Annotated in this window: 24 protein-coding genes and 2 pseudogenes; 12 read left to right on the forward strand and 14 right to left on the reverse strand. The window is 69.3% G+C overall.

From position 1 onward, the window contains the following. Window positions 1-179: 179 nt before the first annotated feature. The 5 genes from ACWGJM_RS14080 to ACWGJM_RS14100 all read right to left on the reverse strand — a co-directional run bounded on the left by ACWGJM_RS14080 (window position 180) and on the right by ACWGJM_RS14100 (window position 3,605). The gene (locus tag ACWGJM_RS14080; protein ID WP_453411927.1) at window positions 180-551 is read right to left on the reverse strand and encodes a hypothetical protein; all 372 of its coding nucleotides are present in this window, start codon (window positions 549-551) and stop codon (window positions 180-182) included. 13 nt (window positions 552-564) lie between these two features. Next, the gene (locus ACWGJM_RS14085; RefSeq protein WP_453411928.1) at window positions 565-1,551 is read right to left on the reverse strand and encodes an aldo/keto reductase; all 987 of its coding nucleotides are present in this window, start codon (window positions 1,549-1,551) and stop codon (window positions 565-567) included. Then, window positions 1,548-2,381 carry an amidohydrolase family protein gene (locus ACWGJM_RS14090; RefSeq protein WP_453411929.1) on the reverse strand — a complete coding sequence of 278 codons (834 nt, stop codon included), beginning with the start codon at window positions 2,379-2,381 and terminating at the stop codon, window positions 1,548-1,550. The genes ACWGJM_RS14085 and ACWGJM_RS14090 overlap by 4 nt, the downstream gene beginning before the upstream one ends. A gap of 142 nt (window positions 2,382-2,523) precedes the next feature. Next, the gene (locus ACWGJM_RS14095; RefSeq protein WP_453411930.1) at window positions 2,524-2,853 is read right to left on the reverse strand and encodes an L-rhamnose mutarotase; all 330 of its coding nucleotides are present in this window, start codon (window positions 2,851-2,853) and stop codon (window positions 2,524-2,526) included. Beyond that, window positions 2,853-3,605 carry an SDR family NAD(P)-dependent oxidoreductase gene (locus ACWGJM_RS14100; protein ID WP_453411931.1) on the reverse strand — a complete coding sequence of 251 codons (753 nt, stop codon included), beginning with the start codon at window positions 3,603-3,605 and terminating at the stop codon, window positions 2,853-2,855. Before ACWGJM_RS14100 ends, ACWGJM_RS14095 begins: the two co-directional genes overlap by 1 nt. Before the next feature lie 356 nt (window positions 3,606-3,961). Between ACWGJM_RS14100 and ACWGJM_RS14105 the strand changes: the two genes are divergently transcribed. The 8 genes from ACWGJM_RS14105 to ACWGJM_RS14140 all read left to right on the forward strand — a co-directional run bounded on the left by ACWGJM_RS14105 (window position 3,962) and on the right by ACWGJM_RS14140 (window position 15,443). Next, window positions 3,962-4,744 carry a FadR/GntR family transcriptional regulator gene (locus tag ACWGJM_RS14105; RefSeq protein ID WP_453411932.1) on the forward strand — a complete coding sequence of 261 codons (783 nt, stop codon included), beginning with the start codon at window positions 3,962-3,964 and terminating at the stop codon, window positions 4,742-4,744. 264 nt (window positions 4,745-5,008) lie between these two features. Next, window positions 5,009-8,218, forward strand: a complete 3,210-nt coding sequence (locus ACWGJM_RS14110) for a discoidin domain-containing protein (protein WP_453411933.1) — start codon at window positions 5,009-5,011, stop codon at window positions 8,216-8,218. A 49-nt stretch (window positions 8,219-8,267) separates the two neighbouring features. Continuing rightward, complete coding sequence (locus ACWGJM_RS14115; protein ID WP_453411934.1) at window positions 8,268-9,365, forward strand: enolase C-terminal domain-like protein; 1,098 nt, start codon at window positions 8,268-8,270, stop codon at window positions 9,363-9,365. A gap of 32 nt (window positions 9,366-9,397) precedes the next feature. Further along, entirely contained in the window at window positions 9,398-10,783 is a 1,386-nt protein-coding gene (locus tag ACWGJM_RS14120; protein WP_453411935.1) for an ABC transporter substrate-binding protein, read from the forward strand. Beyond that, window positions 10,780-11,712, forward strand: coding sequence for a carbohydrate ABC transporter permease (locus ACWGJM_RS14125; protein WP_453411936.1), 933 nt, complete (start codon window positions 10,780-10,782; stop codon window positions 11,710-11,712). The genes ACWGJM_RS14120 and ACWGJM_RS14125 overlap by 4 nt, the downstream gene beginning before the upstream one ends. Continuing rightward, complete coding sequence (locus ACWGJM_RS14130) at window positions 11,709-12,623, forward strand: carbohydrate ABC transporter permease (RefSeq protein ID WP_453411937.1); 915 nt, start codon at window positions 11,709-11,711, stop codon at window positions 12,621-12,623. Before ACWGJM_RS14125 ends, ACWGJM_RS14130 begins: the two co-directional genes overlap by 4 nt. Window positions 12,624-12,783: 160 nt before the next feature. Beyond that, a complete protein-coding gene (locus tag ACWGJM_RS14135) occupies window positions 12,784-14,478 on the forward strand; it encodes a class I mannose-6-phosphate isomerase (protein WP_453411938.1) in 1,695 nt (564 codons plus the stop codon). Continuing rightward, window positions 14,475-15,443, forward strand: coding sequence for an ROK family protein (locus ACWGJM_RS14140; protein WP_453411939.1), 969 nt, complete (start codon window positions 14,475-14,477; stop codon window positions 15,441-15,443). Before ACWGJM_RS14135 ends, ACWGJM_RS14140 begins: the two co-directional genes overlap by 4 nt. 107 nt (window positions 15,444-15,550) lie before the next feature. Here the strand turns inward: ACWGJM_RS14140 and ACWGJM_RS14145 are convergent, their stop codons facing one another. From ACWGJM_RS14145 to ACWGJM_RS14155, 3 genes are all read right to left on the reverse strand, one after another. Next, window positions 15,551-15,868: a hypothetical protein gene (locus ACWGJM_RS14145; RefSeq protein WP_453411940.1), complete on the reverse strand. Its 318-nt coding sequence runs from the start codon at window positions 15,866-15,868 to the stop codon at window positions 15,551-15,553. 63 nt (window positions 15,869-15,931) lie between these two features. Beyond that, on the reverse strand, window positions 15,932-16,498 hold the full coding sequence (locus ACWGJM_RS14150) for an antibiotic biosynthesis monooxygenase (RefSeq protein WP_453411941.1): 567 nt from the start codon (window positions 16,496-16,498) through the stop codon (window positions 15,932-15,934). Between the two features lie 117 nt (window positions 16,499-16,615). After that, complete coding sequence (locus tag ACWGJM_RS14155; protein WP_453411942.1) at window positions 16,616-16,792, reverse strand: hypothetical protein; 177 nt, start codon at window positions 16,790-16,792, stop codon at window positions 16,616-16,618. Window positions 16,793-17,123: 331 nt separating this feature from the next. Here ACWGJM_RS14155 and ACWGJM_RS14160 point away from each other — a divergent pair, with 331 nt between their 5' ends. Next, entirely contained in the window at window positions 17,124-17,918 is a 795-nt protein-coding gene (locus tag ACWGJM_RS14160) for an SDR family NAD(P)-dependent oxidoreductase (protein WP_453411943.1), read from the forward strand. A gap of 33 nt (window positions 17,919-17,951) precedes the next feature. On the opposite strand, the pseudogene ACWGJM_RS14165 reads toward ACWGJM_RS14160, so the two are convergent. Then, a pseudogene (locus tag ACWGJM_RS14165) lies at window positions 17,952-18,371 on the reverse strand (TetR-like C-terminal domain-containing protein); the annotation flags it as partial. A 35-nt stretch (window positions 18,372-18,406) separates the two neighbouring features. Between ACWGJM_RS14165 and ACWGJM_RS14170 the strand changes: the two are divergent. Beyond that, complete coding sequence (locus tag ACWGJM_RS14170; protein WP_453411944.1) at window positions 18,407-18,577, forward strand: hypothetical protein; 171 nt, start codon at window positions 18,407-18,409, stop codon at window positions 18,575-18,577. A 25-nt stretch (window positions 18,578-18,602) separates the two neighbouring features. Then, window positions 18,603-19,517: an MBL fold metallo-hydrolase gene (locus tag ACWGJM_RS14175; RefSeq protein WP_453411945.1), complete on the forward strand. Its 915-nt coding sequence runs from the start codon at window positions 18,603-18,605 to the stop codon at window positions 19,515-19,517. Between the two features lie 214 nt (window positions 19,518-19,731). Here the strand turns inward: ACWGJM_RS14175 and ACWGJM_RS14180 are convergent, their stop codons facing one another. From ACWGJM_RS14180 to ACWGJM_RS14190, 3 genes and pseudogenes are all read right to left on the reverse strand, one after another. Continuing rightward, entirely contained in the window at window positions 19,732-19,857 is a 126-nt protein-coding gene (locus ACWGJM_RS14180; protein ID WP_453412013.1) for a hypothetical protein, read from the reverse strand. 82 nt (window positions 19,858-19,939) lie between these two features. Beyond that, window positions 19,940-20,224, reverse strand: a pseudogene (locus ACWGJM_RS14185) (hypothetical protein); the annotation flags it as partial. Further along, window positions 20,158-20,367: a hypothetical protein gene (locus tag ACWGJM_RS14190; RefSeq protein WP_453411946.1), complete on the reverse strand. Its 210-nt coding sequence runs from the start codon at window positions 20,365-20,367 to the stop codon at window positions 20,158-20,160. The gene ACWGJM_RS14190 and the pseudogene ACWGJM_RS14185, both read right to left, overlap by 67 nt. A 260-nt stretch (window positions 20,368-20,627) precedes the next feature. Between ACWGJM_RS14190 and ACWGJM_RS14195 the strand changes: the two genes are divergently transcribed. Beyond that, on the forward strand, window positions 20,628-21,746 hold the full coding sequence (locus tag ACWGJM_RS14195; protein WP_453411947.1) for a PP2C family protein-serine/threonine phosphatase: 1,119 nt from the start codon (window positions 20,628-20,630) through the stop codon (window positions 21,744-21,746). 41 nt (window positions 21,747-21,787) lie between these two features. Here ACWGJM_RS14195 and ACWGJM_RS14200 read toward each other — a convergent pair whose 3' ends face one another. Together ACWGJM_RS14200 and ACWGJM_RS14205 are read right to left on the reverse strand one after the other, a co-directional pair. Then, entirely contained in the window at window positions 21,788-22,447 is a 660-nt protein-coding gene (locus ACWGJM_RS14200) for a hypothetical protein (RefSeq protein ID WP_453411948.1), read from the reverse strand. Next, window positions 22,444-24,087: a serine/threonine-protein kinase gene (locus tag ACWGJM_RS14205; protein WP_453411949.1), complete on the reverse strand. Its 1,644-nt coding sequence runs from the start codon at window positions 24,085-24,087 to the stop codon at window positions 22,444-22,446. The genes ACWGJM_RS14200 and ACWGJM_RS14205 overlap by 4 nt, the downstream gene beginning before the upstream one ends. Window positions 24,088-24,131 lie beyond the last annotated feature (44 nt).

Genomic DNA, 24,131 nt, shown 5'->3' on the forward strand with positions numbered 1-24,131 from the left:
GGGGGGGGGGGGTGGGGGGGGGGGGGGGGGGCGGGGGGGCTGGGGGGGGGGGGGGGGGCCCCCCCCTGGCCCCGGGGGGGGGGGGCCCCGCGCCCCCGCCGCGCCCCCACGGCGACTGCACGGTCACGTCGAGCAGACAGACGCTGACGAGGCGCGCGACGGTGGCGAGGTCGTCCGGATCACCACCTGCCGGCACCCGGTAACCGGCTGCCGGCGCGAGTCGTACCGGCACGGTCCCGGCCTTCCCCGGCTTCAGGAGGAGCGCTGATCGGCTGGGTGCCCGTGGTGTAGACGAGGTCGAAGCGACCGACGCCCAGGGCCTTGGTGGCACGGGCCATCTTGCGGGCGACCGTCTCGGGTGAGCCGATGTAGAGGGAGCCGTGCTCGATCTCGGCCTCGTACTCCTCCTTGCGGATCAGCGGCCAGCCCCGCAGCGCGCCGATGCGGTCACGGACGACCTTGTAGTGCGGCCAGTGCACCTCCCGGGCCTCGTCATCCGTGTCGGCGATGAAGCCCGGCGAGTGCATCCCGACCGGAAGTGTGCGGGTCATGGTGTGTCAGCTGTTACGAGGGCGGGTCTTCTGCCGCCTGTGCGGCTGCCGTGTCGAGGTCCAGCCATGCTTCCTCGGTCAGATCGGTGGCGGCCCAGCGGGCAGCGGACACGACCTCCTCAGGGGTACGGAAACCTGCGACCACGCAGGCCACGCAGGGGTCGCGCAGCGGAAACCGCAGGGCGGCGTGGGGGAGTGCGGTGCCGTGTCGACCGGATACCCCGGCAAGGAGCCGAGTACGACGCAGTGCCGATGCGGAGGCGGGGCCGTAGTCGAAGGTGGCGTCACTCGCGGGGTGAGGACGGCTGAGCAGACCGGAGTTGAACGGGGCGGCGGCCGCCACCGCGACCCCACGTTCGGCGCACGCGTCCAGCAAGGGGCGAGCGGTGCGGTCGAGAAGGGTCCACCGCCCGGCCACCATCACGGCGTCGACCTCCGCCTCTGCGACGATTCGCAGCAGCGGGGCGACCGTGTTCATGCCGACACCGACGGCACCGATGACACCTTGGTCGCGCAGAGCCGTCAACGTGGGCAGGGCATGGTCGAGGGCAGCGTCCAGGTGATCGTCGGGATCATGGACGTAGACGATGTCCACATGGTCCAGTCGCAGGCGATTCAGGCTGCCTTCCAGACTTCGCAGTACACCGTCCCGTGAGTAGTCGGGGCGGCGGACCAGCGTGTCGGGTACAGCGAAGCCTCCTGCTGTCAGGTCGGATCCGGTGGGTGCCGGGTGGGGTTCCAGCAGTCGGCCGACCTTGGTGGAGATGGTGAACTCCGTCCGTGGACGGTGAGCGAGGGCGTCGCCGAGCCGCCGTTCGGACAGTCCGAGTCCGTAGTGCGGGGCGGTGTCGTAGTAGCGCACCCCCTCGTCCCAGGCGACCTCGAGGGTGGCCTGTGCCTGGCAGTCGTCGAGCGGGCTGTAGAGATTGCCGATAGGGGCGGCACCGAATCCCAGCGTGCTGACACGGACGCTCGTACGACCGAGCGTGCGGGCCTTCACGCGGGGATTCCATACCAGCGCGCCGCCGTTGTCCCGAAGACCGCTTCCCGTTCGTCGGCGCTGAGCTCGTCGGTGAGTGATTCGGCGACGGCCGCAACCTCGTCGTACTCGGCGGCGAGCAGGCAGACCGGCCAGTCCGAACCGTACATGAGGCGGTCCGGTCCCATCGTCGCGAACAGTACGTCCGCGTAGGGGCGCAGAGCAGCGGCCGGGGCCCCGCCGGTCCGGGTGACCAGGCCGGACAGCTTCACCGTCACATTCGGGCACTCGGCCAGATCGGTCAGCAGCGCGGTCCAGGAGACGAGGCCGTCCGGACTCACGACAGGATTGCCGGCGTGATCCAGCACGAACCGGACGTCGGGCAACTCGCGCACGGCCCGCACCGCGGAGGGCAATTGGTCGGGGCGGACGACAAGGTCGTAGACGAGGCCCGCTGCCGCGACCGAGGCGATGCCGCGGCGGACCTCGGGGCGCGCCGGCCACTCCGGGTCCGTCTCGTCCTGGATGCCGTGCCGGATACCGACGAGCGCGGATCCTCCGGGTTGCTCCCGCAGTTCCGCGAGGCGGTCGGCGATGCCGGGTTCGGTCAGGTCGGTCCAGCCCACGACCGCCCGCACATGCGGGTCGGTATACGTCAGGGCCAGCAGCTCCGGTGTCTCCTCCGGCACGGCGACGGTCTGTACGACGACGGTGGCGTCGATCGCGTTCCGCTCGAGCGCCGGCCTCAGTTCAGCGGCGGTGAAGGTCCGGCGCAGCGCAGGCACGTCGCTGGTCCACGGCTGATCGCGAACTGACAGATCCCACAGGTGGTGATGAGCATCGATACGCACGGTTCGGTCCTTGAGCGTCGAGAAGGACTGGCGAGGGAAAGGCGCACGCACCCGCCGGGAGGAGCGCGGCGCGGGAGCGCCCTCCTCGCAGCGGCTGAAGCGTGAGGTGCGGCCCGCGGACGGCTCCGGCGTACGTGAGCTCTCAGTCAAGGTGGAAGATCTCCTCCGCGGGGACCCACCACTGTCCCTCGGCCGCGCTGTCCAGGGGCCGCTGGCACGGGTCCGTCAGCGCCCACCACTCGCGCGAGATCGGGTCGGCGGCGATCGCCCCGGTGTCAGCGGCGTAGTCGGTGCCCGTGTACTCGAGGTAGCTGAACAGCAGGCCGTCGCGCAGGAAAATGGAGTAGTTACCGATGTTGGCATGCCTGAGGGCTGCCAGGACGTCCGGCCACACGGCGGAGTGGAGCGCGCGGTACTCCGCCTCCTTCTCCGGACGCAGCCGGATCACGGTAGCGAAGCGCTGTACTTTCATCAGCCCTCCTTCCGCAGCCGCAGCCCGTCCATACCGCCGTCCACGGCCAGGGCGGTGCCCGTGATGGATGCGGCGCCGGGCGAAGCCAGATAGGCGACCGCTGCGGCGACCTCGTCCGCACTGACCAGACGGCCGTGCGGTTGCCGGGCGGCCAGCGCCGCGTGCTCCGCCGCCGGGTCATCCGCCCGGTCGAGGAGCCGGTTGACCCACGGTGTGTCGGCGGTGCCGGGACTGACGGCGTTGACCCGGATCCTTTCGGGCAGCAGGTCGGCGGCCATCGCCCGGGTCAGGGAGAGCACCGCGCCCTTGCTGGCCGAGTACAGCGCCCGCTGCGGCAGGCCGGCTGCCGCAGCGATCGAGCTGATGTTGACGATCGCCGCGTGGGCCGATGCGCGCAGTGACGGCAGTGCGGCCCGGGTGACACGCACAAGCCCTAGGACGTTGATGTCCAGAACCCGGTGCCACTCGTCGTCGGTGTTGTCCTCGATACCGCCCTGCGCACCGATCCCGGCATTGTTGACCAGGACGTCCAGCCCACCGAGGGCTGAGACGGCTTGCTCCACGGCTGTCACGACCGAGGGATCGTCGCCGATGTCGGCCCGGACGTGGACGGCGAAGCCCTCAGCCGCCGCTTCGGCCCGATCGAGCACGGCGACGCGCGCTCCCTGCGCGGCGAGCAGCCGGGCGCTGGCCAGGCCGATGCCCGAGGCACCGCCGGTGACCAGGGCACTGAGTCCGTCGAACGTACCCATGTCAGGTCTGCCCGGATGTCTGGCGCTGCTGGCCGCCGCCGATTCCCACTTCCACGATGTCTCCTTCGTGCCGGGTCGGAGGTGCCCTTGTCCCACTGGCCGCCGCGTGCGGGGGCCGCCCGGCATTGCGTACCGCATGGGGAAGGATCTGCTTCATCTGGCAGGCAGGACCTTAAGGATGGCATCCATTCTGCGCAACATCCTGACAAGTGTGCGTAGTTTCTTGGGGTTTGATGAGATCTTCGCAGGGCTTCTGTCTGAACGTATGTCTGATCTCTTCCCAACGCGTAACGGCAGTGTCATATTGGCCGCCACCAATGAATCAGATTAATACGTGGTGCAAGAGGGGGTTCGCCTTGGGCGACTCGACACAGGCTGCCGGCAAGGGAGATGACGCGACATCGACGTCACATCCCTACCGTCCGGGGTATGAACTGGTCGCGGAACAACTGCTGAACTACATCGCCCAGGAGAACCTGCGGCCCGGCGACCGCCTCCCCACCGAACAGGGTCTGGCCCAGATCCTGGGAGCATCCCGCAACGTCACCCGGGAGGCCGTGAAGGTCCTGGCCGCCATCGGCCGGCTCAATGTGCGGCGAGGCGCCGGTATCTTCGTCGCCGCCTCGGTCGGCGGGCTGCTGGACGACGAACTCTCGCACTTCCGGCCGACCGGCATGGAAGACGTCCGCATGCTCCTGGACTACCGCAAGGTGATCGAGTCGGAGACAGCACGCCGTGCCGCCTCCCTCGCCACCCCGATCGAGGTCCGGGCCATACGGGAGAGCGCGGAGAGCACCCTCGCAGCGGCCACGATGAACGACGTGGACACCTTCGCCAAGGCTGATGCGGCCTTCCACGACGCGGTGGGCGCCGCCTCGCACAACGTGTTCCTGAGGTCGAGTGTCGCCGGTGTGAGGCGCTTGGCATCCCAGTCCGACGTGCTGCTCTTCCACGGTGACGTGCCCGGATCGCTGGAAGTCGCCGCAGGGCAGCATCTGGCCATAGCGGAGGCGGTCGCCGCGGGGGCGGCCGATCTAGCGGAGCGACTGATGGTGGAACACATCGCCACCACACAGAGCCAGTTCGAGAAGAAGATCCGCGACCGGCTGTTCAATCCCGGCACTGACGCGATCCCTTAGGCGCCCCCGGAGCCTGCGAGGAGCGGCAGCTCCGGGACTCCGCCGCCGTCCGCGGAGACGGCGGCCTCGTCATCCGGCCGACCGCGCATGTGCCGTGGCACAGCGGCCGAGCCGCCCAACGCCCTGGGAGCCCCGGCGGACGACCGGGACTCCCAGATACCACCTCCCTCAGGCGATTGGATACGTGTGTCTCATCCGTCTGCGCGCAGGGGCGTCTTCGCGCCGCTGCGAAGAAGTTTCACGGCCGCCTTCTCGGTGGCCGCAGTGGCAGCCCTGCTGACTGCCGTGCCGGCCCAGGCGGCTCCCCCGTCGCCGGACCTCGATGTCTATGTCTCTCCAACCGGCCGGGACGTGGGCTCCGGTACCGCCGCACGCCCCTTCAGGACCCTCGACCATGCGCGGGACTACGTACGCGACGTCGGGCAGAAGGCCAAAGGCGACATCCATGTCCGGCTCATGTCCGGCACCTACCGGCTCAGCCATACGTTCGCCCTGACCGCACAGGACTCCGGCCGCGACGGACACAGGATCGTCTACGAGGCCGCCCGCGGCGCGCACCCGGTGATCAGCGGAGGCGAGCGGATCACCGGCTGGGTTCCGGCCGACGGAACAGGACGGGTGTACAAAGCCAAGGTGGGCGACATCGACACCCGCCAGCTCTATGTGGACGGCGAATTCGAGACCCGGGCGCGGAGCGCCAAGAACCCCTCCGGCTTCAGCCAGACGTCCACCGGCTACACCTTCACCGACGCCGGCCTCAACACCTACAAGCGTCCCTCGGACCTGGAGGTCGTCAGCTCCTGGGGCTGGAAGCTGATGCGCTGCCCCGTGCAGTCGATCGCCGACAACAAGATGACCATGCAGCAACCCTGCTGGCACAACGCCCATCTCCAGCAGGGCCAGGAGATCCAGAACCCGACCTGGCTGGAGAACGCCCGCGAACTGCTCGACACCCCCGGCGAGTGGTACCTGGACAAGGGCGAGGGCGAGATCTACTACATGCCAAAGGCCGACCAGAACCTGTCCACCGCGACCGTCACCGTGCCGCTCGTGCAGGACCTGGTGGACCTCAACGGCACCAGGACCGACCCGGTCAGCAACGTGTCCTTCCGAGGCATCACCTTCTCCTACTCCACCTGGCTCGCGCCCAGCTCCTCCGAGGGTCTCATCGAGGGCCAGGCCGGCTTCCGGATGGTCGGCAACGACCCCGACTTCGACGCGACCCGCCTGAAGTGGCAGAAGACGCCCGGCGCCGTCAATGTCAGCTACGGCCACGGCATCGGCTTCGAGGGCAACACCTTCACCCATCTCGGCGCGGTCGGGCTCAACCTGAACACCGGTACGCAGGGCTCCTACATCACGGGCAACGTCTTCCGCCAGATCGCCGCCACCGGCATCCAGATCGGCGGGGTCGCGGTGATCGACGCTCACCCCGACGACTCCCGGGACACCACCAAGGACACCAGGGTCGACAACAACGTGGTCACCAAGGTCGCCGACCAGTACAACGGCTCCATCGGCATCCTGGCCGGCTACACCGACCACACCGTGATCACCCACAACAAGGTCTACGACCTGCCCTACACCGGCGTCTCCGTCGGCTGGGGCTGGGGCCTCACCGACAAGGGCGGCAACAGCAACTACCCGGGGAATCTGGGCGTACCGGTCTGGGACACCCCCACGACCAGCCGCGACACCGAGGTCACGGACAACGAGATCTACGACATCATGAAGTCGCAGGCCGACGGCGGTGCCGTCTACACGCTGAGCTCCAACCCGGGCGGCGTGGTGGCCGGCAACTACATCCACGGCATACCGTCGCCCGCCTACGGCGCGATCTACCACGACGAAGGCAGCCGGTACTGGACGAACACCGGCAACGCTCTGTGCGACGTCGCATACCAGTGGCTGTTCCTCAACCACGGCATGGACATCAATGCCACCGGCAACTTCACCACCCAGCCCGCCTACTCCGCCCAGGCCAACAGCACGGGCAGCAACATCAGCGGCAACACCACCGTGGGTTCCTGCGACCAACTGCCGGCTTCCGTGGTCGACAACGCAGGCCTCCAGCCGAGTTACCGCCACCTCGACCCGGGCCCCGATGTCCCCGACCACCAGGCGCCCAGCAGGCCCGGCACTCCGATCGCAGTCACCGATTTCCCGACGGTGGCAGACCTCACCTGGGCGGCATCCACCGACGACACCGCGGTCACGGGCTACTCCGTCTACCGCGACGGCAAGCTGATCAGCGCCACCGGCAAGACCTCGGTGCGCCTTCCGGGCCTGACCGCCGGGAAGACATACACCTTCCGGATCACCGCCCGTGACGCCGCCGGCAACGAGTCCGAGCCCAGCCAGGCGCTGAAGGTCACCATGCCTTCCGGCTCCGACCTCGCACTGAAGAAGCCGGTCACCGCCTCTTCGTACTCAGAGGACAACACCCCCCGAAAGGCGGTGGACGGTGACCCGTCCACGCGCTGGGCGCAGGGCCTCGGCCTGCCCGACCCGTCCTGGATCCAGGTCGACCTCGGCGCTTCGTACGACGTGAACGGTGCGATCACCACCTTCGAGAAGAACAACGGCTACAAGTACCGCATCGAGGTGTCGCCGGACGAGGTCCACTGGAAGACGGTCGAGGACCACACCACGGCCAACACCACGACGATGACCGACTACGCCCATACCGACGATCCGGTCGCCGGCCGCTTCGTGCGGCTGACCGTCACCGGATCCAGCTGGAACGGCGGCAGCATCTACGACTTCCAGGTCTACGGCACTCCCAGGACCGTCACGGACCATACGGCCCCTACGGCACCCGGACAGCCCACGGTCAAGCCGCTGCTGCCCGGCCTGGTGGATGTCAGTTGGTCCGCGGCCACCGATGACACCGGCGTGACCAGCTACGTCGTCTACCAGGACGGCAAGCGGATCGGTGTCACCGACGCCACGACACTGCGGGTTTCCGGCCTGGCCGCCGACACGGAGTACTCCTTCACCGTCGTGGCACGCGACGAGGCGCTGAACGCCTCCGACCCCAGCGAAGCGGCTGTCGTCACCACGCCGGCCGACCACGACCTGGCCCTGAACAAGCCGGTCACCGCCTCGTCGTCGTACTCCAAGGACTACGCGCCCGAGATGGCGGTGGACAGGGATCTCTCCACCCGCTGGGCGCAGGGCGCGGGCCTGCCCGACCCGTCCTGGATCCAGGTCGACCTCGGCAAGGACACCGGCGTCTCCAGCGTGGTGACCACCTTCGAGAAGGCCGACGGCTACAAGTACCGCCTGGAGTACTCCACCGACGGCACGACCTGGTCCATGTTCGAGGACCACACCTCCGGCACCACCTCGTCGTCAGCTGTCTACTCCTTCGCCGACAAACCCATCACCGCACGCTACCTGCGCCTGACCGTCACCGATTCCAGCGGGAACGGCGGCAGCATCTACGGGCTCCAGGCGTACGGCGGCTTCTGAGCACTCCGCTTCCGAGCCGGCACCTTTCATACAGAAAACGAAAGCCAGGATGAAAATCACCCATGTCGAAGTACACCGGATCGATGTTCCGGCAGCCAGTCCGCCCTTCCGCTGGCGCGACGGGCTGAGCGGAAGCGCTCCGGCGGGCGACGGCGCAGTCCTGCGCATCGGGACGGACGAGGGAGCCGAGGGAGTGGCGGTATTCGCTCGTCCGGGCGCCCACTCCACCCTGCGGGACCTGGTGGACCGGGTCTTTCGTGCGGAACTGGTCGGAGCCGACCCGTTCCAGCGGGAATGGTTGTGGCACCGGGTGTGGGAGCTGGACCGTATCCACGAACTCCCGCTTCCCACCCTGGGCCTCATCGACATCGCCTTGTGGGACCTGGCCGGCCGCTACCACGGCCAGCCGGTCTGGTGCCTGCTCGGCGGCTTCCGAGAAGCCATCCCCGCCTACGCCTCCACCTCGACGTTCTCCAGTATCGCGGAATTCCTCGACGTGGCGGACCAGTGCCTGGCCCTGGGGTATCGCGGTATCAAACTGCACGCCTGGGGCGACGCCCGCCGCGACGCGGAACTGTGCCTGGCCCTGCGCGACCACGTCGGTCCGAGCGTCCCTCTCATGTACGACGGATCAGCGGGCTTCGACCTGCCCGACGCGATCCGGCTGGGGCGGGCACTCTCCGAGGCCGACTATCTCTGGTACGAGGAGCCGATCCGCGAATTCAGCATCTCGGCCTATCAGAAGCTTGCCGAGACCGTGGACGTACCGCTTCTGGTGGCAGAGACCTCCGACGGTGCGCACATGAACGCGGCGGACTTCATCCGGGCCGGTGCCGCCACCTTCGGTGTCCGGGCCGGCACCACCCTTCGGGGCGGTATCACCGGCGCCATGCGCACCGCGCATCTCGCCGACGCCTACCGTCTGCGGGCCGAGGTGCACGGTTCGGACATCCCCAACCACCACCTGTGCATGGCCATCTCCAACACCACCTACTACGAGTCCCTGGTGACCTCGGTGAACGTTGTCCGTGAGCGCCACGTGGACGACCAGGGCCTGGTGCACGCCCCCGCGGGGCCTGGCATAGCCCTTCCCCTCGATTTCGGCTACGGCAACGAGCTCCTGCCGTTCGTCGAGCAGCCGCGCTGACCGGCGCAAGAACAGAAAGGCAAGGCAAGACAATGGGGTCTTCCCGATCTCCGAGAACCGGCCGGCGTCACTCGCTGCTCCGCACGGCGGCGGTCACGCTGTCCCTGGCCACCACGGCCGTCCTGGCAGGCTGCGCCAGCGCCGACACCACCAGCCGTTCCTCCTCCGGGCAGTCGGTGTTCAAGCCGGTCGCGCAGAAGGAGGGCTCGCGGATAACGGTGTGGGCCGACTCGACCAGACTGCCGTCGGTGCAGGCGTACCAGAAGTCGCACCCCGACGTGAAGATGAAGATCGTCACGTACGACGGCGGAGCCGACGGATCGACGTATCTGCAGTCAAAGGTGCAGCTGTTCGACAGGACCGGCAGCGGGTGGCCGGACGTGGTGTTCGGCGCGCCGACCGACGTGACCTGGGCGTCGGAGGCAACCAAGCCCGGCGCGCAGCCGTTCGCCGCACCCCTGGACGAGAAGCTCGTACCGCAGAGCACTCTGGACGGGTTCGCCAAGGGGTCGCTGACGCCCTGTCAATTCAAGGGCCGTACCTACTGCATGCGCAATGACATCGCGCAGGTCCTCCTGTGGTACAACAAGCCCCTCATGGACAAGTGGGGATACAAGGTTCCCACCACGTGGCAGGAGTACGAAGCCCTCGGCAAGCAGGCCGCCAAGGACCATCCGGGCTATCTGGTCGGCTCGGTCGGCGACACCAACTCCCATGAGTCGTACTTCTGGTCGGGCCAGTGCCCCGCGTTCAGCCTGGTGAAGCCCGACACCCTGCGCACCGACCTGCGGGACTCGAAGTGCACCCGGATGGCGAAGCTGCTGGACAACCTGATCAGCGCCAAGGCCATCGCCACGCAGGGCTTCTTCAGCCAGGGATTCGCCAAGAACAGCGGCAGCAAGGTCCTGATGGCCTACGGCCCTTCCTGGTACGGCCAGTACCTCTTCAAGGCCGGCTTCAAGACCCCGGCCAAGCAGATCGCCGCGGCGCCCCCTCTGACATGGAAGGGAGAGAGCACGACTGCCACGGGCAACGTCGGCGGCGGCGTGTGGATGGTGTCCTCGCACAGCGCCAACCTCAAGGCGTCCACGGACCTGGTCACCTGGCTGACCACCTCCGACGAGAACCAGGCCACCGCGCCCACCTATCCGGCCTACACCCAGGCCGCGAAGGCCTGGCTGGCCAACCCGGCCAACAGGAACTACTTCGCCAACGATGTGAGCGAGCCGTTCAAGCAGGCCGCGAACGAGGTGTGGACCGGCTGGTCGAACACCAGGTTCTCGGACTCCACCGCCTGGTCCAGCGTCGTCCTGCCGGCTCTGACCTCCGGAAAGAGCCTGACCGACACGCTCCCGGCCTGGCAGCAGGAGATCGCAGGCGAGGCCAGGACCCAGGGCTACAAGGTGGTCGATCAGTGACCTTGCTGGAGACCGAGCGCGTCGCCGTCTCCCCCTCGCGCCGCGGCACCACGCCGCGGCGCAAGGGCCGCGGTCGCGCGGGCTACTTCTTCGTCGCCGGCTACGCGCTGCTGCTGCTCGCATTCGGCGTCTTCCCCACCGGGTACGCGTTCTACCTCGCGTTCACCAATGATCGGGGCCAGTTCACCGGGCTCAACCAGTTCGTGAAGGTCATCAAGGACTACCGCTTCGCCCCGGCCTTCAGCCACATGCTGGTCTATCTGGTCATGTGGCTGGTGACCCTCGTCGTCCTGGTCGTGCTGACCGCTGTGGTCCTGCGCAGCCGCGTGCGTCCGGGCACATCGGCGCTCTTCCGCTTCCTGTACTACATCCCCGGCGCCCTCGCCGGAGTGGCGAGCGTTCTGGTCTGGCTGTTCATGCTGGACCCCGACGTCAGTCCGGTGTCCTGGCTGCTCACCGAGATGGGGTTGAAGACGTTCGCCGCCGTCCTGGCGCCCGGCAACCTGCCACTGATCCTCATGCTGATCGCCTTCTGGACCGGCGCCGGAGGCTGGATGGTCGTGATGTACGGGGCTTTGAACAACATCCCCGACGAGGTGCTGGAAGCAGCCCGCATGGACGGCGCGGGACCGTGGCGCACCGCCTGGCACATCCAGATCCCGATGATCCGACAGTGGATCGTCTACATGACAATCATGGCTTTTGCGACGGGCACCCAGTTGTTCGTCGAGCCCCAGCTTCTCCAGACCGCCAGCCTCGGCAGGGTGAGTCCCACCTGGTCGCCGAACCAACTCGCCTACGTCTACGCCTTCCAGCAGGGCGACTTCAACGGCGCCGCTGCCATCTCCGTCGTCCTCCTTGCCGTGGGCCTCCTCGCTGCCGGGCTGCTGGTCGCTCGCTCGAACCTGTTCAAGCTGGATGAGAAATGACACAGACCGCTCTCTTCCTGACGGCCGTGAGGCGGCGTGTCCGTCCTTCCAGGACCCTCCCCTTCCTGGTCGTAGGACTCCTCCTGGCCTTGCTGCTGTTGTTCTTCGTACTGCCGGTGATCTGGCTGCTGCTGGCACCGTCGAAGACCGCCGGCGAAGTGGTGCGGGACAATCCGCTCTCCTTCGGGTCGTTCCATCAGATCGGCACGGCCTGGCGGCATCTGTTCGCCTTCCAGGACGGCGCCATGATGACGTGGCTGCGTAACTCGGCCGTCTACTCGGGCGGTTCGCTCGTCCTGACGCTGGCCGTCAGCGTTCCGGCCGGCTACGCGCTGGCGCTGACGAAGTTCCGGGGACGCAAGACGCTCCTCGTGATCACCCTGGTCACCATGATCATGCCGCAGGCCACCCTGGTGCTGCCGATCTTCCTGGAACTCAACCGCTTCCACCTGATCGGCACCATCTGGTCGGTGATACTCCCGTTCTCCTTCTATCCGTTCGGCGTGTACCTGGTCTACATCTACTTCGGGAGCAGCCTCCCCAGGGACCTGCTGTCCGCCGCGCGGATCGACGGCTGCACGGAGTGGCAGCTCTTCTCACGCATCGCGCTCCCGCTCGCCAAGCCGGTGGTCGGACTGGTCGCGTTCTTCAGCTTCGTGGGCAACTGGAACAATTTCTTCCTGCCGTATCTCGTCCTGCCGAACAGCGAGCAGTTCCCCGTCCAGGTGGGCCTCAACCAACTGCTGACCTCGACGCCGTCCTTCAACCCCGTCGCCGGCGCCGGACTGAACGTCACCATCCCCGAACTCGCCCTGGCCATCATCATCGCCATCCTGCCTGTGCTGGTGCTCTTCGTCTTCTCGCAGCGCACTCTGGTGTCCGGGATGCTCGCCGGAGCGAGCAAGGAATGAGCGGCTTCGCGCCACCCTCTTCGCCACCTGTGTCCATGACGCCGTCCACCCGCCCACCGCGATCGCCCACGGCCACCGCAGAGGGTCATCGGCCGCCCGTCCCCGTCACGACCGCGCCGCCTTCCCGCCTCACTGACGCCCTGTCCGCAAAGGAGACCGTGTGTACCGGCTCGATCCGCGCTACCCCACCGCCCCGCAGGCCGTCCTCCACACGGGATGGCAGGCAGTGGCCTCCCAACTCCCCTACAGCCCTGCGGTGGTGGCCATCGAGGGACCCCCGTCCGTCGACTGGTCCCTCCTCGCTGATCGCCTCGAACACGAGCTGACCGGGCGCGGTACTCCCGTCACTCTGCTCGACATGCGGAGCCACTACGCACGGCCCGCGCACGTCAGGAGCCGTACCGAACGGCCGGCAGACGCCGACGACCCCTACTTCCGCAGGCTCGCCGACAATCCCCTTGACGACCTCTTCGAGATCGTCCCTGTATCCGCACCGCCGAAGGAAGGCCTGCTCCTCGTCTACGGGCCCGGCGCCGCCCTCGTGGATCACGACCTGCTCTGGTATGCCGATGTGCCCAAGCGATATGCGGAGGCCGCCGTCGGCGCCGGTGAGCTGGGCGTCAACCTCGGTCTGCCGGGCGAGAAGCCCGACTTCAGACGGCTGTTCTACATCGACTGGCCGATGATCGACCAGCACCGCGACTCGCTCGCACACCGCCTCGATGCCTGGCTCGACATGCAGCGCCCCGACCAGCCGACGTGGATCGACGGAGCTGGCCTGCGCGCCACGTACGCCGCTCTGGCCCGCAAGCCCGTGCGCACCCGCCCGTACTTCAACTCCACGCCCTGGGGAGGCCATTGGGCACAGCGCGAGCTCGGCTTCAACCCCGACGCCCGCAACACCGCGCTCGGCTACGAACTGATCGCGCCCGAGGCCGGCATCCTCATAGGCACCGGACCGCAGGATCAGGCCGAGGTGCCGTTCCAACTCATGTGCGTGCTGGAACCGGACAACGTGTTGGGGGCACAGGTGCACGCCCGCTTCGGCACGTCTTTCCCGATCCGCTTCGACTACCTGGACACCGTCGGCGGTGGCAGCCTCTCCGTGCACTGCCACCCGAAGGAGTCATATATGCGGGAGCGTTTCGGCTGGGCCTACACCCAGCACGAGACGTACTATCTGACCCTCGGCAGCACCGACACCAAGGTGTTCCTCGGCCTGCGTGAGGATGCCGACGTGGACGTCTTCCGCAAGGAGGTGGAGAGGGCCGTCACCGACGGAGTGCCCATGGACCCTGAGGACCACGTCCTGGCCTTCCCCGCCGAGCAGGGCCAGCTGTTCATGATCCCGGCGGGCACTCCTCACGCCAGCGGTGCGGGCAACCTCGTGCTGGAGATCAGCGCCACCCCCTATCTGTACAGCCTGAGGTTCTACGACTGGCTGCGGCCCGGTGCCGACGGCAACCCGCGCCCCGTGCCCTACGAGCACGGGTTCGCCAACCTGGAGACCGGACGACGCGGTGAGGCCGTCGCCCGCGACCTGGTTCAAAAGCCGCGCACCCTGCGCGAGGGCACCGGTTGGCGGGAGGAGGTCATCGGCGAGCTGGCCGAGACGTTCTATGAGGTCAGGAGGTTCGTGCTTGACGCCGAGGCCGAGGCCGCCGACGACACGCAGGGACGGTTCCACATACTGAACGTGGTGGAAGGGGAAGGCCTCACGCTGCACACGGCGGCCGGAGACCGGCACGAACTCGCTTACGCGGAGACGCTCACCGTGCCGGCCGCGGTCGGCCGCTACACCCTGCGAGCGGCCGGTGGCGGCCCGGTGCGTGTCGTGAAGGCGTTGGTCCGTTGATTCCTGTCCTGGAGATCGGCGGCACCCATGTCACCGCGGCGCTCGTCGACCCGCGCGACGGGCGTGTCACCAGCCGTACGCGCAAGCCGCTCGACGCGGACCGCGATGCCGAAGACATCCTCGGCATCGTACGAGACTGCGCCGACGGGCTGTCGGTACCTCCTGGTGCGCGGTGGGGCGTGGCGTTGCCCGGGCCGTTCGACTACGCAAGGGGGGTCGCCCTCTTCAAGGGCGTGGGCAAGTTCGACGCCCTGTACGGGATGGACATGCGAGCAGCACTCCTCGACGGACTGCGGCAGCGTCCCAGCGACGTCGTGTTCCTCAACGACGCCCACGCCTTCCTGACCGGCGAGTGGTCCGCAGGTACCGTCCGTGGGCACCGCCGCGCCGTGGGCATCACGCTCGGCACCGGTGTCGGCTCGGCGTTCCTCGCCGACGGCCGCATCTGCAACAACGGCCCCGGCGTACCACCCGAGGGGCGGATGGACCTCACCGAGATCGATGGCCGGCCGCTGGAGGTCACCGTCTCACGCCGGGCGATCCTCGCCCGCTACGGCGATCCCGCCGCCGATGTGCACGACATCGCTGGACGAGCCAGAGCGGGGGAGGAGCGGGCCCGATGGGTGCTGGATGACGTCTTCACCCGACTGGGCGTCGTGCTGGGCCCGCGCTTGGTGGACTTCGGCGCGACCGCCCTGGTCGTCGGAGGCTCCATCGCCCGCTCCTGGGACCTCGTCGCCCCCGCTCTGTCCACCGGTCTCGTGACCGGAGGCTGGACGCCGGACGACCCGCGCGCCGACGCGGATTCACCGCCTGCCGGAGTCCCGGAGTGCCCCGCAGGAGACGCGCTCCCTGGTCCGGGTCACGCCTCGGCGGCCGGCGCACGGCGTACTCATGCGATGAAGCCTGCCGGCCCCGCGGGGGACGCCGCACTGGTGGGTGCGGCCGGCGCGGTGGTGGCGTAAGACCGACGTGCCATGACTTCACCCTCGGTCCGACGGCCTGTGGCGACCAGGCCGCCAAGAAGCGGTATTCGGCGGGCGAGCCAGGATGGGCGCGCTACGACCGGCGTTCAGGTTCTGCCAGCCACTTGAGCTGCTGCGGGCATCGGCCGCCGGGCGGGGAGCGGCAGCGCGACCCCGACGGCGAGGACGGCGGTGCCGAATACCCCGGCGAGCTGCTGGACGATCCGCGTCGTGGTGCCGGCGTCCGGGATGCGCGCACGGTCGAGGCATTGGAAGGCGCCGGCCATGACGGCCAGGTCGGCCGCGCTCATGCCGAAGCCGCGGACGACGAGCGCGCGGGAGAGGACAAAGCCGTACCCGGTGCCGGTGCCGGTGCCGATGATGAACGGCAGTGTTCCCGCCGCGGTCGGCAGCAGGCCCGCCACGACGGCCTGGCACGGCCCGACCTTGTCGGTGAGATTGCCGGAGCGAGGCCTGAACGGCCGTGATCACTCGTCCGGTGGAGGGTACAGCCAGCGCCGCAGCAGGCGGCTCAGCCGCGGCATCACCAGGTACGTCAGCGTCGGCAGCAGCACCACCGGGAACACGGCGGCCCGCAGCGGCAGGGGCCAGGCGCTCGTGCGGGGCGTCACCAGCGCCTGGATCAGCAGCGTGAACGGATAGGCGCCGAGGAAGGTGGTGAGTACCATCTTCCAGCGGGGCGGTGCCTGCACAGTGGTGCCGGGCAAGCTGAACCAGGTCTCCATCCCGGACGTCGACTGCCGTTCGCTGCCGATCTCCGTGGCGACACCCCTGATCCGCGCGTGCCAGGCCGCACGTTCGTCCGACTCCAGCCACGCGGTGAGCCGGTGCGCATCGGACCAGCGCAGCACCGCGTGGAAGCGGTGCCCCTCCTCGGGGCGCAGCCATGAGACGCCCTCGTTGCCCGGGAACTGTCTGGCGCAGTGGGCGATCCCGTGCGTCCAGTCCTCGAACTCCTGCTCCTTGCCGGGGCGCACCTCCCAGGTAAGGATCGTGGTGACCGGCTCGCCCCGCCGTACTTCGGTGGTGCTCATGCTCAACAGGTGTGCCACGTACAGCGCGAGTCATGCCTGGTGACCGAGCCCGGTCGCGGTGAGTGCCGAATCCGTTCCGGAAGGCACGCTCGTGCGCCTGGAGCCTCTGGATCACCGTCATGCGGCGGACCTGGCGGTGGCGGCGGAGGAGGACCGCGGCTGGTACCGGTTCACCTCGGTGCCCACGGCGGCCGAGGTCGGCGGGTACATCGCCCAGCTCGCGCGTGCCGCGGCCGGGAAACTCGCCCCGTACGCGCAGGTGGACCGGGTGTCGGGGCGGGCGGTCGGGGCCACGGCCTATCGGGATCCGCTGCTGTGGCCGGCCGGAGGCGGCGTGTGCGCGATCGAAGTCGGGTACCCCTGGCATACCGAGGCGCGCAACAGCTGCTCGCGGGCCGCGATCACGGGGACGGTCGGCTCCGTGGCTCCGCGATCTTCTCGGTCACCGCGGCGGAGCGGCCCGATTGCCGAGCGAAGCTCGGACAGCGGATCGCTCGAAACCTGGAACGCCGACGACCGGCGACAGGTCTGCCCGCGTCGAGCTGAGCGCGTGCTCTTACGTGTGGCGTCGACGCGGGTACCTGGTGGGTACCTGTCCGGGACCACACACGAAGGGGATGCGACGATGCAGATCGATCTGAAAGGCCGCACGGCACTGGTCACCGGCTCCACACAGGGCATCGGCGCGGCGATCGCCGCCGGTCTGGCGCGTGCCGGGGCCCGGGTGGGCGTCAACGGCCGCAGCCCGCAGCGCGTGGACGACAGCGTCGACCGACTGGCACGGGAGGTGCCCGGGGCGGACTTCGTCCCGGTCGCGGCGGACGTGACGAGCGAGGAGGGCGCCCGTCAGGCCACCGAGGCCCTGCCGGAGGTGGACATCCTCGTCAACAATGTGGGGATCTTCGGCGCCGAGGACCCCCTGAAGATCACCGATGAGGAGTGGCGGCGCTACTTCGAGGTGAACGTGCTGGCCGCCGTACGGCTCACCCGCCTGTACCTGCCGGGCATGACCGAACGGGGCTGGGGGCGCATCCAGAACATCGCCAGTGACTCGGCGGTCGTCATCCCGGCCGAGATGATCCACTACGGCATGTCGAAGACCGCGCTGCTCGCGGTGAGCCGGGGCTTCGCCAAGCAGGCGGCCGGCACGGGCGTCACGGTGAACTCCGTGATCGCCGGCCCCACCCACACCGGAGGCGTCGAGGACTTCGTCTACGAACTCGTCGACCGCGACCTGCCCTGGGACGAAGCCCAGCGGGTCTTCATGCGCGAGCACCGGCCCCAGTCGCTGCTCCAGCGTCTGATCGAGCCGGAGGAGATCGCCCACATGGTGGTGTACCTCAGCTCCGACCAGGCCTCGGCCACCACCGGCGGCGCACTGCGGGTGGACGGCGGATACGTCGACTCCATCCTGCCGTGACCGGCCGTACGCCACGGCTCTCCCGGCTGCGGGTCACCGGCCGGCCGGGCCGAGGATTCCTGTCACGAGCCGGTGGGCGTACGCGGCATCGAGGCCGTCCGGGCGGAAGAGGAAGCGGTACATCAGGGGGGCGAGGACGCCGTCCATGACCGTCTCGACGTCGGCTGTCTCCTCCCCGCGTTCGGCCGCGCGGGCGAGGACGACGTCGATCTGCTCGGCGACGTAGGCGGAGCACTGGCCGGCGTTGCTGCCGTCCGGGTCGCCGAGCAGGGCGTCGCGGATGTAGGCACGGCCGATGGGGGAGGCCATCTCGTCGAGGAACTGCTCGGCCCAGGCCGTCAAGGTCGGACGGCAGGGCACCGTGGCCCCCAGGTGCGGTCTCGGGCCGCAGACGCTCGACCGCCACGTCCGACAGCAGCTCCTGGAGGTCCCCCAGCGGCGGTGGATCCGCGACCCTGGCCGCCTACCACGTGCTCAGCCACCTCTCCATGAGCCTGCCCGCCATCACAGCGGGCGCAGCCACCCAGCAGTATGGGCTGCGCACCACCGCCCACACCTACGCCATCGCCGCCGCCCTGCTTGCCTTCGCGGCCCTGTCGGCACTCGCCGTGTCACGGGGCAGGGCAGCCCACAGCGCACACACCGGCCTTCCGTCCTGACGAGACCAAGGGAAAACGACTGATCATGAGCAGCCCACTGGCCACCGACCCGACGGCCGTCCCCTCCTGGACCGTGGGCGACATCGTCGTCCACCGCATCGACGAGGTCCTCCTGCCGCCCGCCACCGGACCGTGGCTGCTGCCCGACGCCACCCCGGACGTCGTCACCGGCCAGGACTGGCTGCGGCCCCACTTCGCCGACGACGAGGGCATCCTGCGCCTGGACAGCCACAGCTTCGCGTTCACCCTCGGCGGCTTGCGCATCCTGGTGGACACCGGCATCGGCAACGGCAAGGAGCGGGCCAACCCCGCCTGGCACAACCTGGACACCGACTACCTTCAGCGCCTCACCGCCGCCGGATTCGCCCCGGACACGATCGACCTGGTGCTCCTCACCCACCTGCACGCCGACCACGTCGGCTGGAACACCCAGGAGGTGAACGGTGAGTGGGTTCCCACCTTCCCCAACGCCCGTCATCTGACCTCCCGCACCGAGAGGGAGTTCTGGGCCGGGTACGACATGGACGAGGCGCGCAGGCAGATGTTCCGCGACTCCGTGATCCCGGTCGAGCAGGCGGGACTGCTCGACCTCATCGACGTACCCGCCGAGGGCGTCGATGTCGCCCCGGGCCTGCGTCTGCTGCCCACCCCCGGTCACACCCCCGGCCACATCGCCGTGGAGCTGAACAGCCGCGGACAGACGGCTCTGATCACCGGCGACTGCATCCACCACCCCGTCCAGCTAGCCCACCCCGCCATCGGCGCCTGCGTCGACATCGACCCCGAACAGTCCGAGGCCTCGCGCCGCGACCTGCTCGGCACTCTTGCCGACACGGACACCCTCGTCCTGGGCACCCACTTCGCGCCGCCCACCGCCGGCCGCGTCATCACCCACGAGGGCGTCTACCGCCTCTCGCCCGTCCCGGCCGACTCGCACTGACCCGGCGACCGTCCAGCCCTCACGGCCAGCGAGCCGGCGCAGCCGAGCACGTGCTGTCGGCAGTCGATGGCCGAGACGCTCGTGGCTCTTCGCGACGGAGGTCTGACCAGCACCAGCAAGGATCCCGGCGACGGCCGCAAGACGCTCATCCACGCGGGTCCGGCCGGCACGGGGCACGCCCGGACCGGGGGACTCATCGCCCGGACCGGGCGACTCAGGCCGTCTTGCTCAGCGTCGACAGTTCGTCGGTGTCGATGACGTGCGCGTGGTGCGGGAAGACCTTCTCGGTCAGGACGCGGTGGACCTCGGGGTCGGGATCGGCGGTCGCGTCCTTGAGCACGTAGAGCTGGAAGTCGTCGTCCGCGGCCCTGCCGAAGGGTTGTCAGTACCACTCCGCCGGTGGACAGCCCGGCGAGAACCAGCGTGTCGAAGCCCTGGTCGCGGAGGATGGCGCGCAGGTCGGTGGTACTGGCGAAGGCGCTGATGCGGGGCAGGAAAGGGCCGTGTGGGCGCGGGAGAGCACGTGGTCCGGATCGGGGGCGCCGGCCAGGATGGCCGGCTAGTCGTTCCAGATCCACAGCGACAGGAAGATCGCCACGGTCGCCGTGGCCCGGCGCGGCGGCGGCATGACGATCGTCCGTCAGATCCGCAGCGTTCCGGCGCCGTCCACGGTCGCGGCCTCGATGATCTCGCCGGGGATCGAACACAGGAAGCCGAAGTGGACGAAGACCGCGAACGACAGGTAGCCGCCACCGACGTCGGTCAGGGCCAGTCCCGGACAGGTGTGGTCCAGGTGCGGGAAGGTCAGGACGCGGAGGGTGGGCAGCAGGATCACCGCGGGCGGGATCATCAAACCGGCTGCGAAGACCGCCAGGACGATCCGGCGCAGGCGGGCGGAGCGGCGGGACAGCCAGAAGCTGAGGGCCGCGCCCAGCGGGATGATCAGCAGTACCGAAGCGACGACCGAGACCGCGGAGTTGGTCAGGCCGATCTGGACGATACGGTCGGGTCGGGCGAGGGCGTCCGTGAGGTTGTGCGTCGTCGGCGGAGCCGGGGGCCGGCCTGCTTCATCGCGATGCGGTTCCTATTTATCCCATTAGGATGCATTTTGTGATCAGATCGGGACGGCTCCGGCGTCGCCGCCCTCCATACGACGGCGGGCGGGAAGTCGTACTGCTGTCACCGGTGGTCCTCACCGTCCTCATCACCGGCCTGGCATTCGCGACTCCCAGAGAGATCGCCTTCAGCCGCCTCCTGCCCGCGGCACCCGCCCTCGCCGCCGCGCTGTGGTCCGTCGTCCCGACCATCCTGCTGGGGGCGTGCTGTCTGCTGGTCATGATCGGGCTCAGCTTCGTCTACTCCGATCTGGGGACGCCGTACACGGCTGCCGCGATCACCACGGTCACTCTGGCGGCGGCATACGCCAGTCATCTCCGGCTCCAGCGGGAGGAGCTGCTCTTCCAGGTCCGGCTCGTCGCCGACGCAGCCCAGAAGGTGCTGCTCCGCCCGCTGCCGCGCCGCATCCGCGACGTCGAGATCGAGTCGCTGTATGTGGCGGCCCAGGAGCAGGCCCGGATCGGAGGCGACTTCTATGAGGCGGCCGACACGCCGTACGGGGTACGGCTGCTCATCGGTGATGTGCGCGGCAAGGGACTCCCAGCGGTGGGAGCGGCCTCGGCGGTGATCAACTGCTTCCGGGAGAACGCGTACGACCAGCCCGATCTGAGGGGCGTCATCCATCGCCTGGAGACCAGTATGGCGCGTTTCAGCCTCGCGTCCCTCGCCACGGATCAGCTGGAGCACTTCGCGACCGCGCTGATCGTGGAGATCCCGTACGGCGGCGGGCAGGTCAGAATCCTCAACTGCGGGCACCCACCGCCGCTGCTCGTGGAGCGAGGGGAGGTCCGGGTCCTCGAGTCCGCCGCGCCTTCGCCGCCCCTCAATCTGGGAACCCTCCTCGGAGACCAGTACACCGTCGACTACGTCACCTTCGGCGCGGGCGACCAGATGCTGCTCTACACCGACGGTGTGACGGAGACCCGGGACCGCGAGGGCACGTTCTTCCCGCTGCCGGACTGGATGCGACAGTTCGGCCCGGCGCCGCCCCGTGAGCTGCTGGACAGGCTTCACCGGGACCTGCTCCGCTACAGCGGCGGAAGGCTCGATGACGACATCGCGGCCCTCGCCGTGCGCTGCCGGGACTCGCCGGGTGAGGAGCGCTCCGCGTAGTCGGTCGGCAATCGCTCCGGGTGAGCTCGGTGCCAGGTCCGTCAGTGACAGGCGTAGGTGAGGCGGACGGTCGCCGTCCGGGTGGCGGGGGAGAGGATGTGCAGCGTGGCTGTGGCGGGAAAGCGGCCTCGGCCCTGGAAGGTCCACCGAAGATTCAGCCGTGCGATTCGCTGTCCTTGGCCGACGGTGGTGTGCAGCAGGCCGGAGGACGTGCCGTCGTTGCGTTCCCAGCGATAGGTCAGTGTGCCCTTGCGCCCGTTGGTGCCGACGACACCGGTGATGTCCGTGGTCCGGCCGCATCCCAGGGTCCGGTCCGCGGAGCTGACGGTGACCCGGTCCACGGCCAGGTCCGGGGTCCTGTGTTCCTGCCACCAGAGAAACAGGAGCACGGCGCTCACGACGAGCGCGGGCAGGGCATGCCGGCGCAGACGTCGACCCCGCGGTGGGTGCGCGGCGGGCGCCGCGAGGGCGGACAGGGCCGGGCGCGGGCGATGTGCCAGAGCGGCGGTCACCCCGGGACCGAAGCGCAGCACGGTGGGGCCGAGGCCGTCCGGCCGTGTGGGCGCCCCTGGCGCGTCCACGAGCGTGGCCGCGGTGAGGGTGTCGGGTCCGTGGATCCAGTGGCTGGCCAGTCCGGTCGCGCTGTAGTCGTCGCTGTCCTCGCGCCGGGAGAGGGACGGGTGCTCTTCGGGAGTGGTCATCGGATCTCGCACTGCCGGGTCAGGAGTTGCTGCGACGCGCCGCCGTCGGCGGCGGTGGGAGCGGTCGTGGCCTGCACCGTCCAGTAGCAGCCGGTGCCCTGGAAGTCGTGGTCGACGGTGAGTGTGTACTGCGTGGCGCCGCTGCGCTGGTACGACGTGGGCTGACCGTCCTGCGCGCCGGGCTGTCCGCCGGTGTCGCCCGAGAACCAGCCGACGGTGATGGTGAGGGGGCCGGTGCCGTCCGTGGTGACGGTGATGGTCGCCGTCGCCGTCGCCGGGCCCGTCTGCCGGAACTCGGACAGGGTGACGTCCTTGACCCCGGGTGCGGCCGGTGCCGAGGTGCCGGCCGTGGCGGTGGGGGAGCTCGGTGTGGTGCTGGGTGTGGTCGTCGCGCCGGTGCTCCCGGTGGGCCCGGGGGAGTCCGCCGGGGTGGTACCGAGTGCCGTGGGCGACGCCGAGGCGTCGGTGCCCGAAGCGGAAGGGAAGGTGCCGGGCGTCGCGGAGTCCGTGACGGTCGAGGGCGTGACCGTGTCCGGCGGGTGCGGGCTCGCGCCGGAGGCCGCAGCGGCGCTCGAGGTGGCCAGGACCTGCGCCGCCTGCCCGGCGTCCGGGGCGGAGCCCCGGCCGATGCCCTGGGCGAGCAGGACCGCCGCCAGCAGGGCAGCTCCGGACACGACGATCCCGGGCCACGAGGGCCGCCACTCGTGGAGCCGGCCCGTCCCCGGCGCCCGGCTGAGCACCGTACGGGCCGTGTCGGTGGCCGCGGAGGGCGCTTGGGGTACGGAGGGGCGGAGCAGCAGGGCGACGAGCGCGGCGAGCAGGCCACGCCCGCGCTCCTCCCAGTCGTCCCCGTAGCCGGCGACGGCGCTCTGCTCGAGGTCGGTGACGAACGCCATCGCGTCCGTGGGGCGGTCCGCCGCCGACTTGGCCAGCCCCCGGCGGACCAGCGAACCCACCACCTCGGGCACGTCCTCGACCGGGACGGGACCCTCCACATGCTGCAACGCCAGCTCGGCCAGGCTGTCACCCGTGTAGGGCTTGCGGCCCGTCAGACACTCGAAGAACGTGGCGGTGGCCGCGTACACGTCGCCGGCGAAAGAGGCAGGCGCCCCGGTCCACTGCTCCGGAGCCATATAGGCGGGGGTTCCGGCGATGCCGGCGCTCACGCCGGCGTCCACCGCGATGCCGAAGTCGACGAGCTTGGACACTCCCTCCGGCGTGACCAGGACGTTCTCGGGCTTGTAGTCCCGGTGGACCACACCGACCCCGTGCGCGTCGGCCAGACCGAGCAGCGACCCCTTGAGTACGGTCAGCGCGGCCTCGGGTGCCATGGGGTCCTGCCTCGCCAGCAGCGTCCGCAGGGAGACCCCGTCCACGAGCTCCATCACGATGGCGGCGCCCTCAGCCGCCTCCACGTATTCGTAGAGACAGGTGACGTACGGGCTCTCCAGCCCGCCGAGCAACTGCGCCTCGGCGCGGAACCCGTGCACGAAGCCCGGCCGGGTCCGCAGCGACTCGCTCAGGTACTTCACGGCGACCGGCACACCGGTCTCCTCGTGAACGGCGCAGACCACCCGCCCACTGGCTCCGGAGCCGAGTTCGAGCGACTCGGAGTACCCCGGTACTGCCCATGCGTTCATCGCCATCCCCCAGGGACTGTGGCACCCCCGCGGTTCCTGGGCGT

Source organism: Streptomyces sp. NPDC054834, from assembly GCF_053611185.1.

Coding starts and splice junctions, on each gene's coding strand:
- ACWGJM_RS14080 (WP_453411927.1), bottom strand. CDS start 551: ATGACCCGCACACTTCCGGTCGGGATGCACTCGCCGGGCTTCATCGCC.
- ACWGJM_RS14095 (WP_453411930.1), bottom strand. CDS start 2,853: ATGAAAGTACAGCGCTTCGCTACCGTGATCCGGCTGCGTCCGGAGAAG.
- ACWGJM_RS14100 (WP_453411931.1), bottom strand. CDS start 3,605: ATGGGTACGTTCGACGGACTCAGTGCCCTGGTCACCGGCGGTGCCTCG.
- ACWGJM_RS14115 (WP_453411934.1), top strand. CDS start 8,268: ATGAAAATCACCCATGTCGAAGTACACCGGATCGATGTTCCGGCAGCC.
- ACWGJM_RS14120 (WP_453411935.1), top strand. CDS start 9,398: ATGGGGTCTTCCCGATCTCCGAGAACCGGCCGGCGTCACTCGCTGCTC.
- ACWGJM_RS14130 (WP_453411937.1), top strand. CDS start 11,709: ATGACACAGACCGCTCTCTTCCTGACGGCCGTGAGGCGGCGTGTCCGT.
- ACWGJM_RS14150 (WP_453411941.1), bottom strand. CDS start 16,498: ATGAGCACCACCGAAGTACGGCGGGGCGAGCCGGTCACCACGATCCTT.
- ACWGJM_RS14160 (WP_453411943.1), top strand. CDS start 17,124: ATGCAGATCGATCTGAAAGGCCGCACGGCACTGGTCACCGGCTCCACA.
- ACWGJM_RS14170 (WP_453411944.1), top strand. CDS start 18,407: ATGAGCCTGCCCGCCATCACAGCGGGCGCAGCCACCCAGCAGTATGGG.
- ACWGJM_RS14175 (WP_453411945.1), top strand. CDS start 18,603: ATGAGCAGCCCACTGGCCACCGACCCGACGGCCGTCCCCTCCTGGACC.
- ACWGJM_RS14190 (WP_453411946.1), bottom strand. CDS start 20,367: ATGATCCCGCCCGCGGTGATCCTGCTGCCCACCCTCCGCGTCCTGACC.
- ACWGJM_RS14200 (WP_453411948.1), bottom strand. CDS start 22,447: ATGACCACTCCCGAAGAGCACCCGTCCCTCTCCCGGCGCGAGGACAGC.
- ACWGJM_RS14205 (WP_453411949.1), bottom strand. CDS start 24,087: ATGAACGCATGGGCAGTACCGGGGTACTCCGAGTCGCTCGAACTCGGC.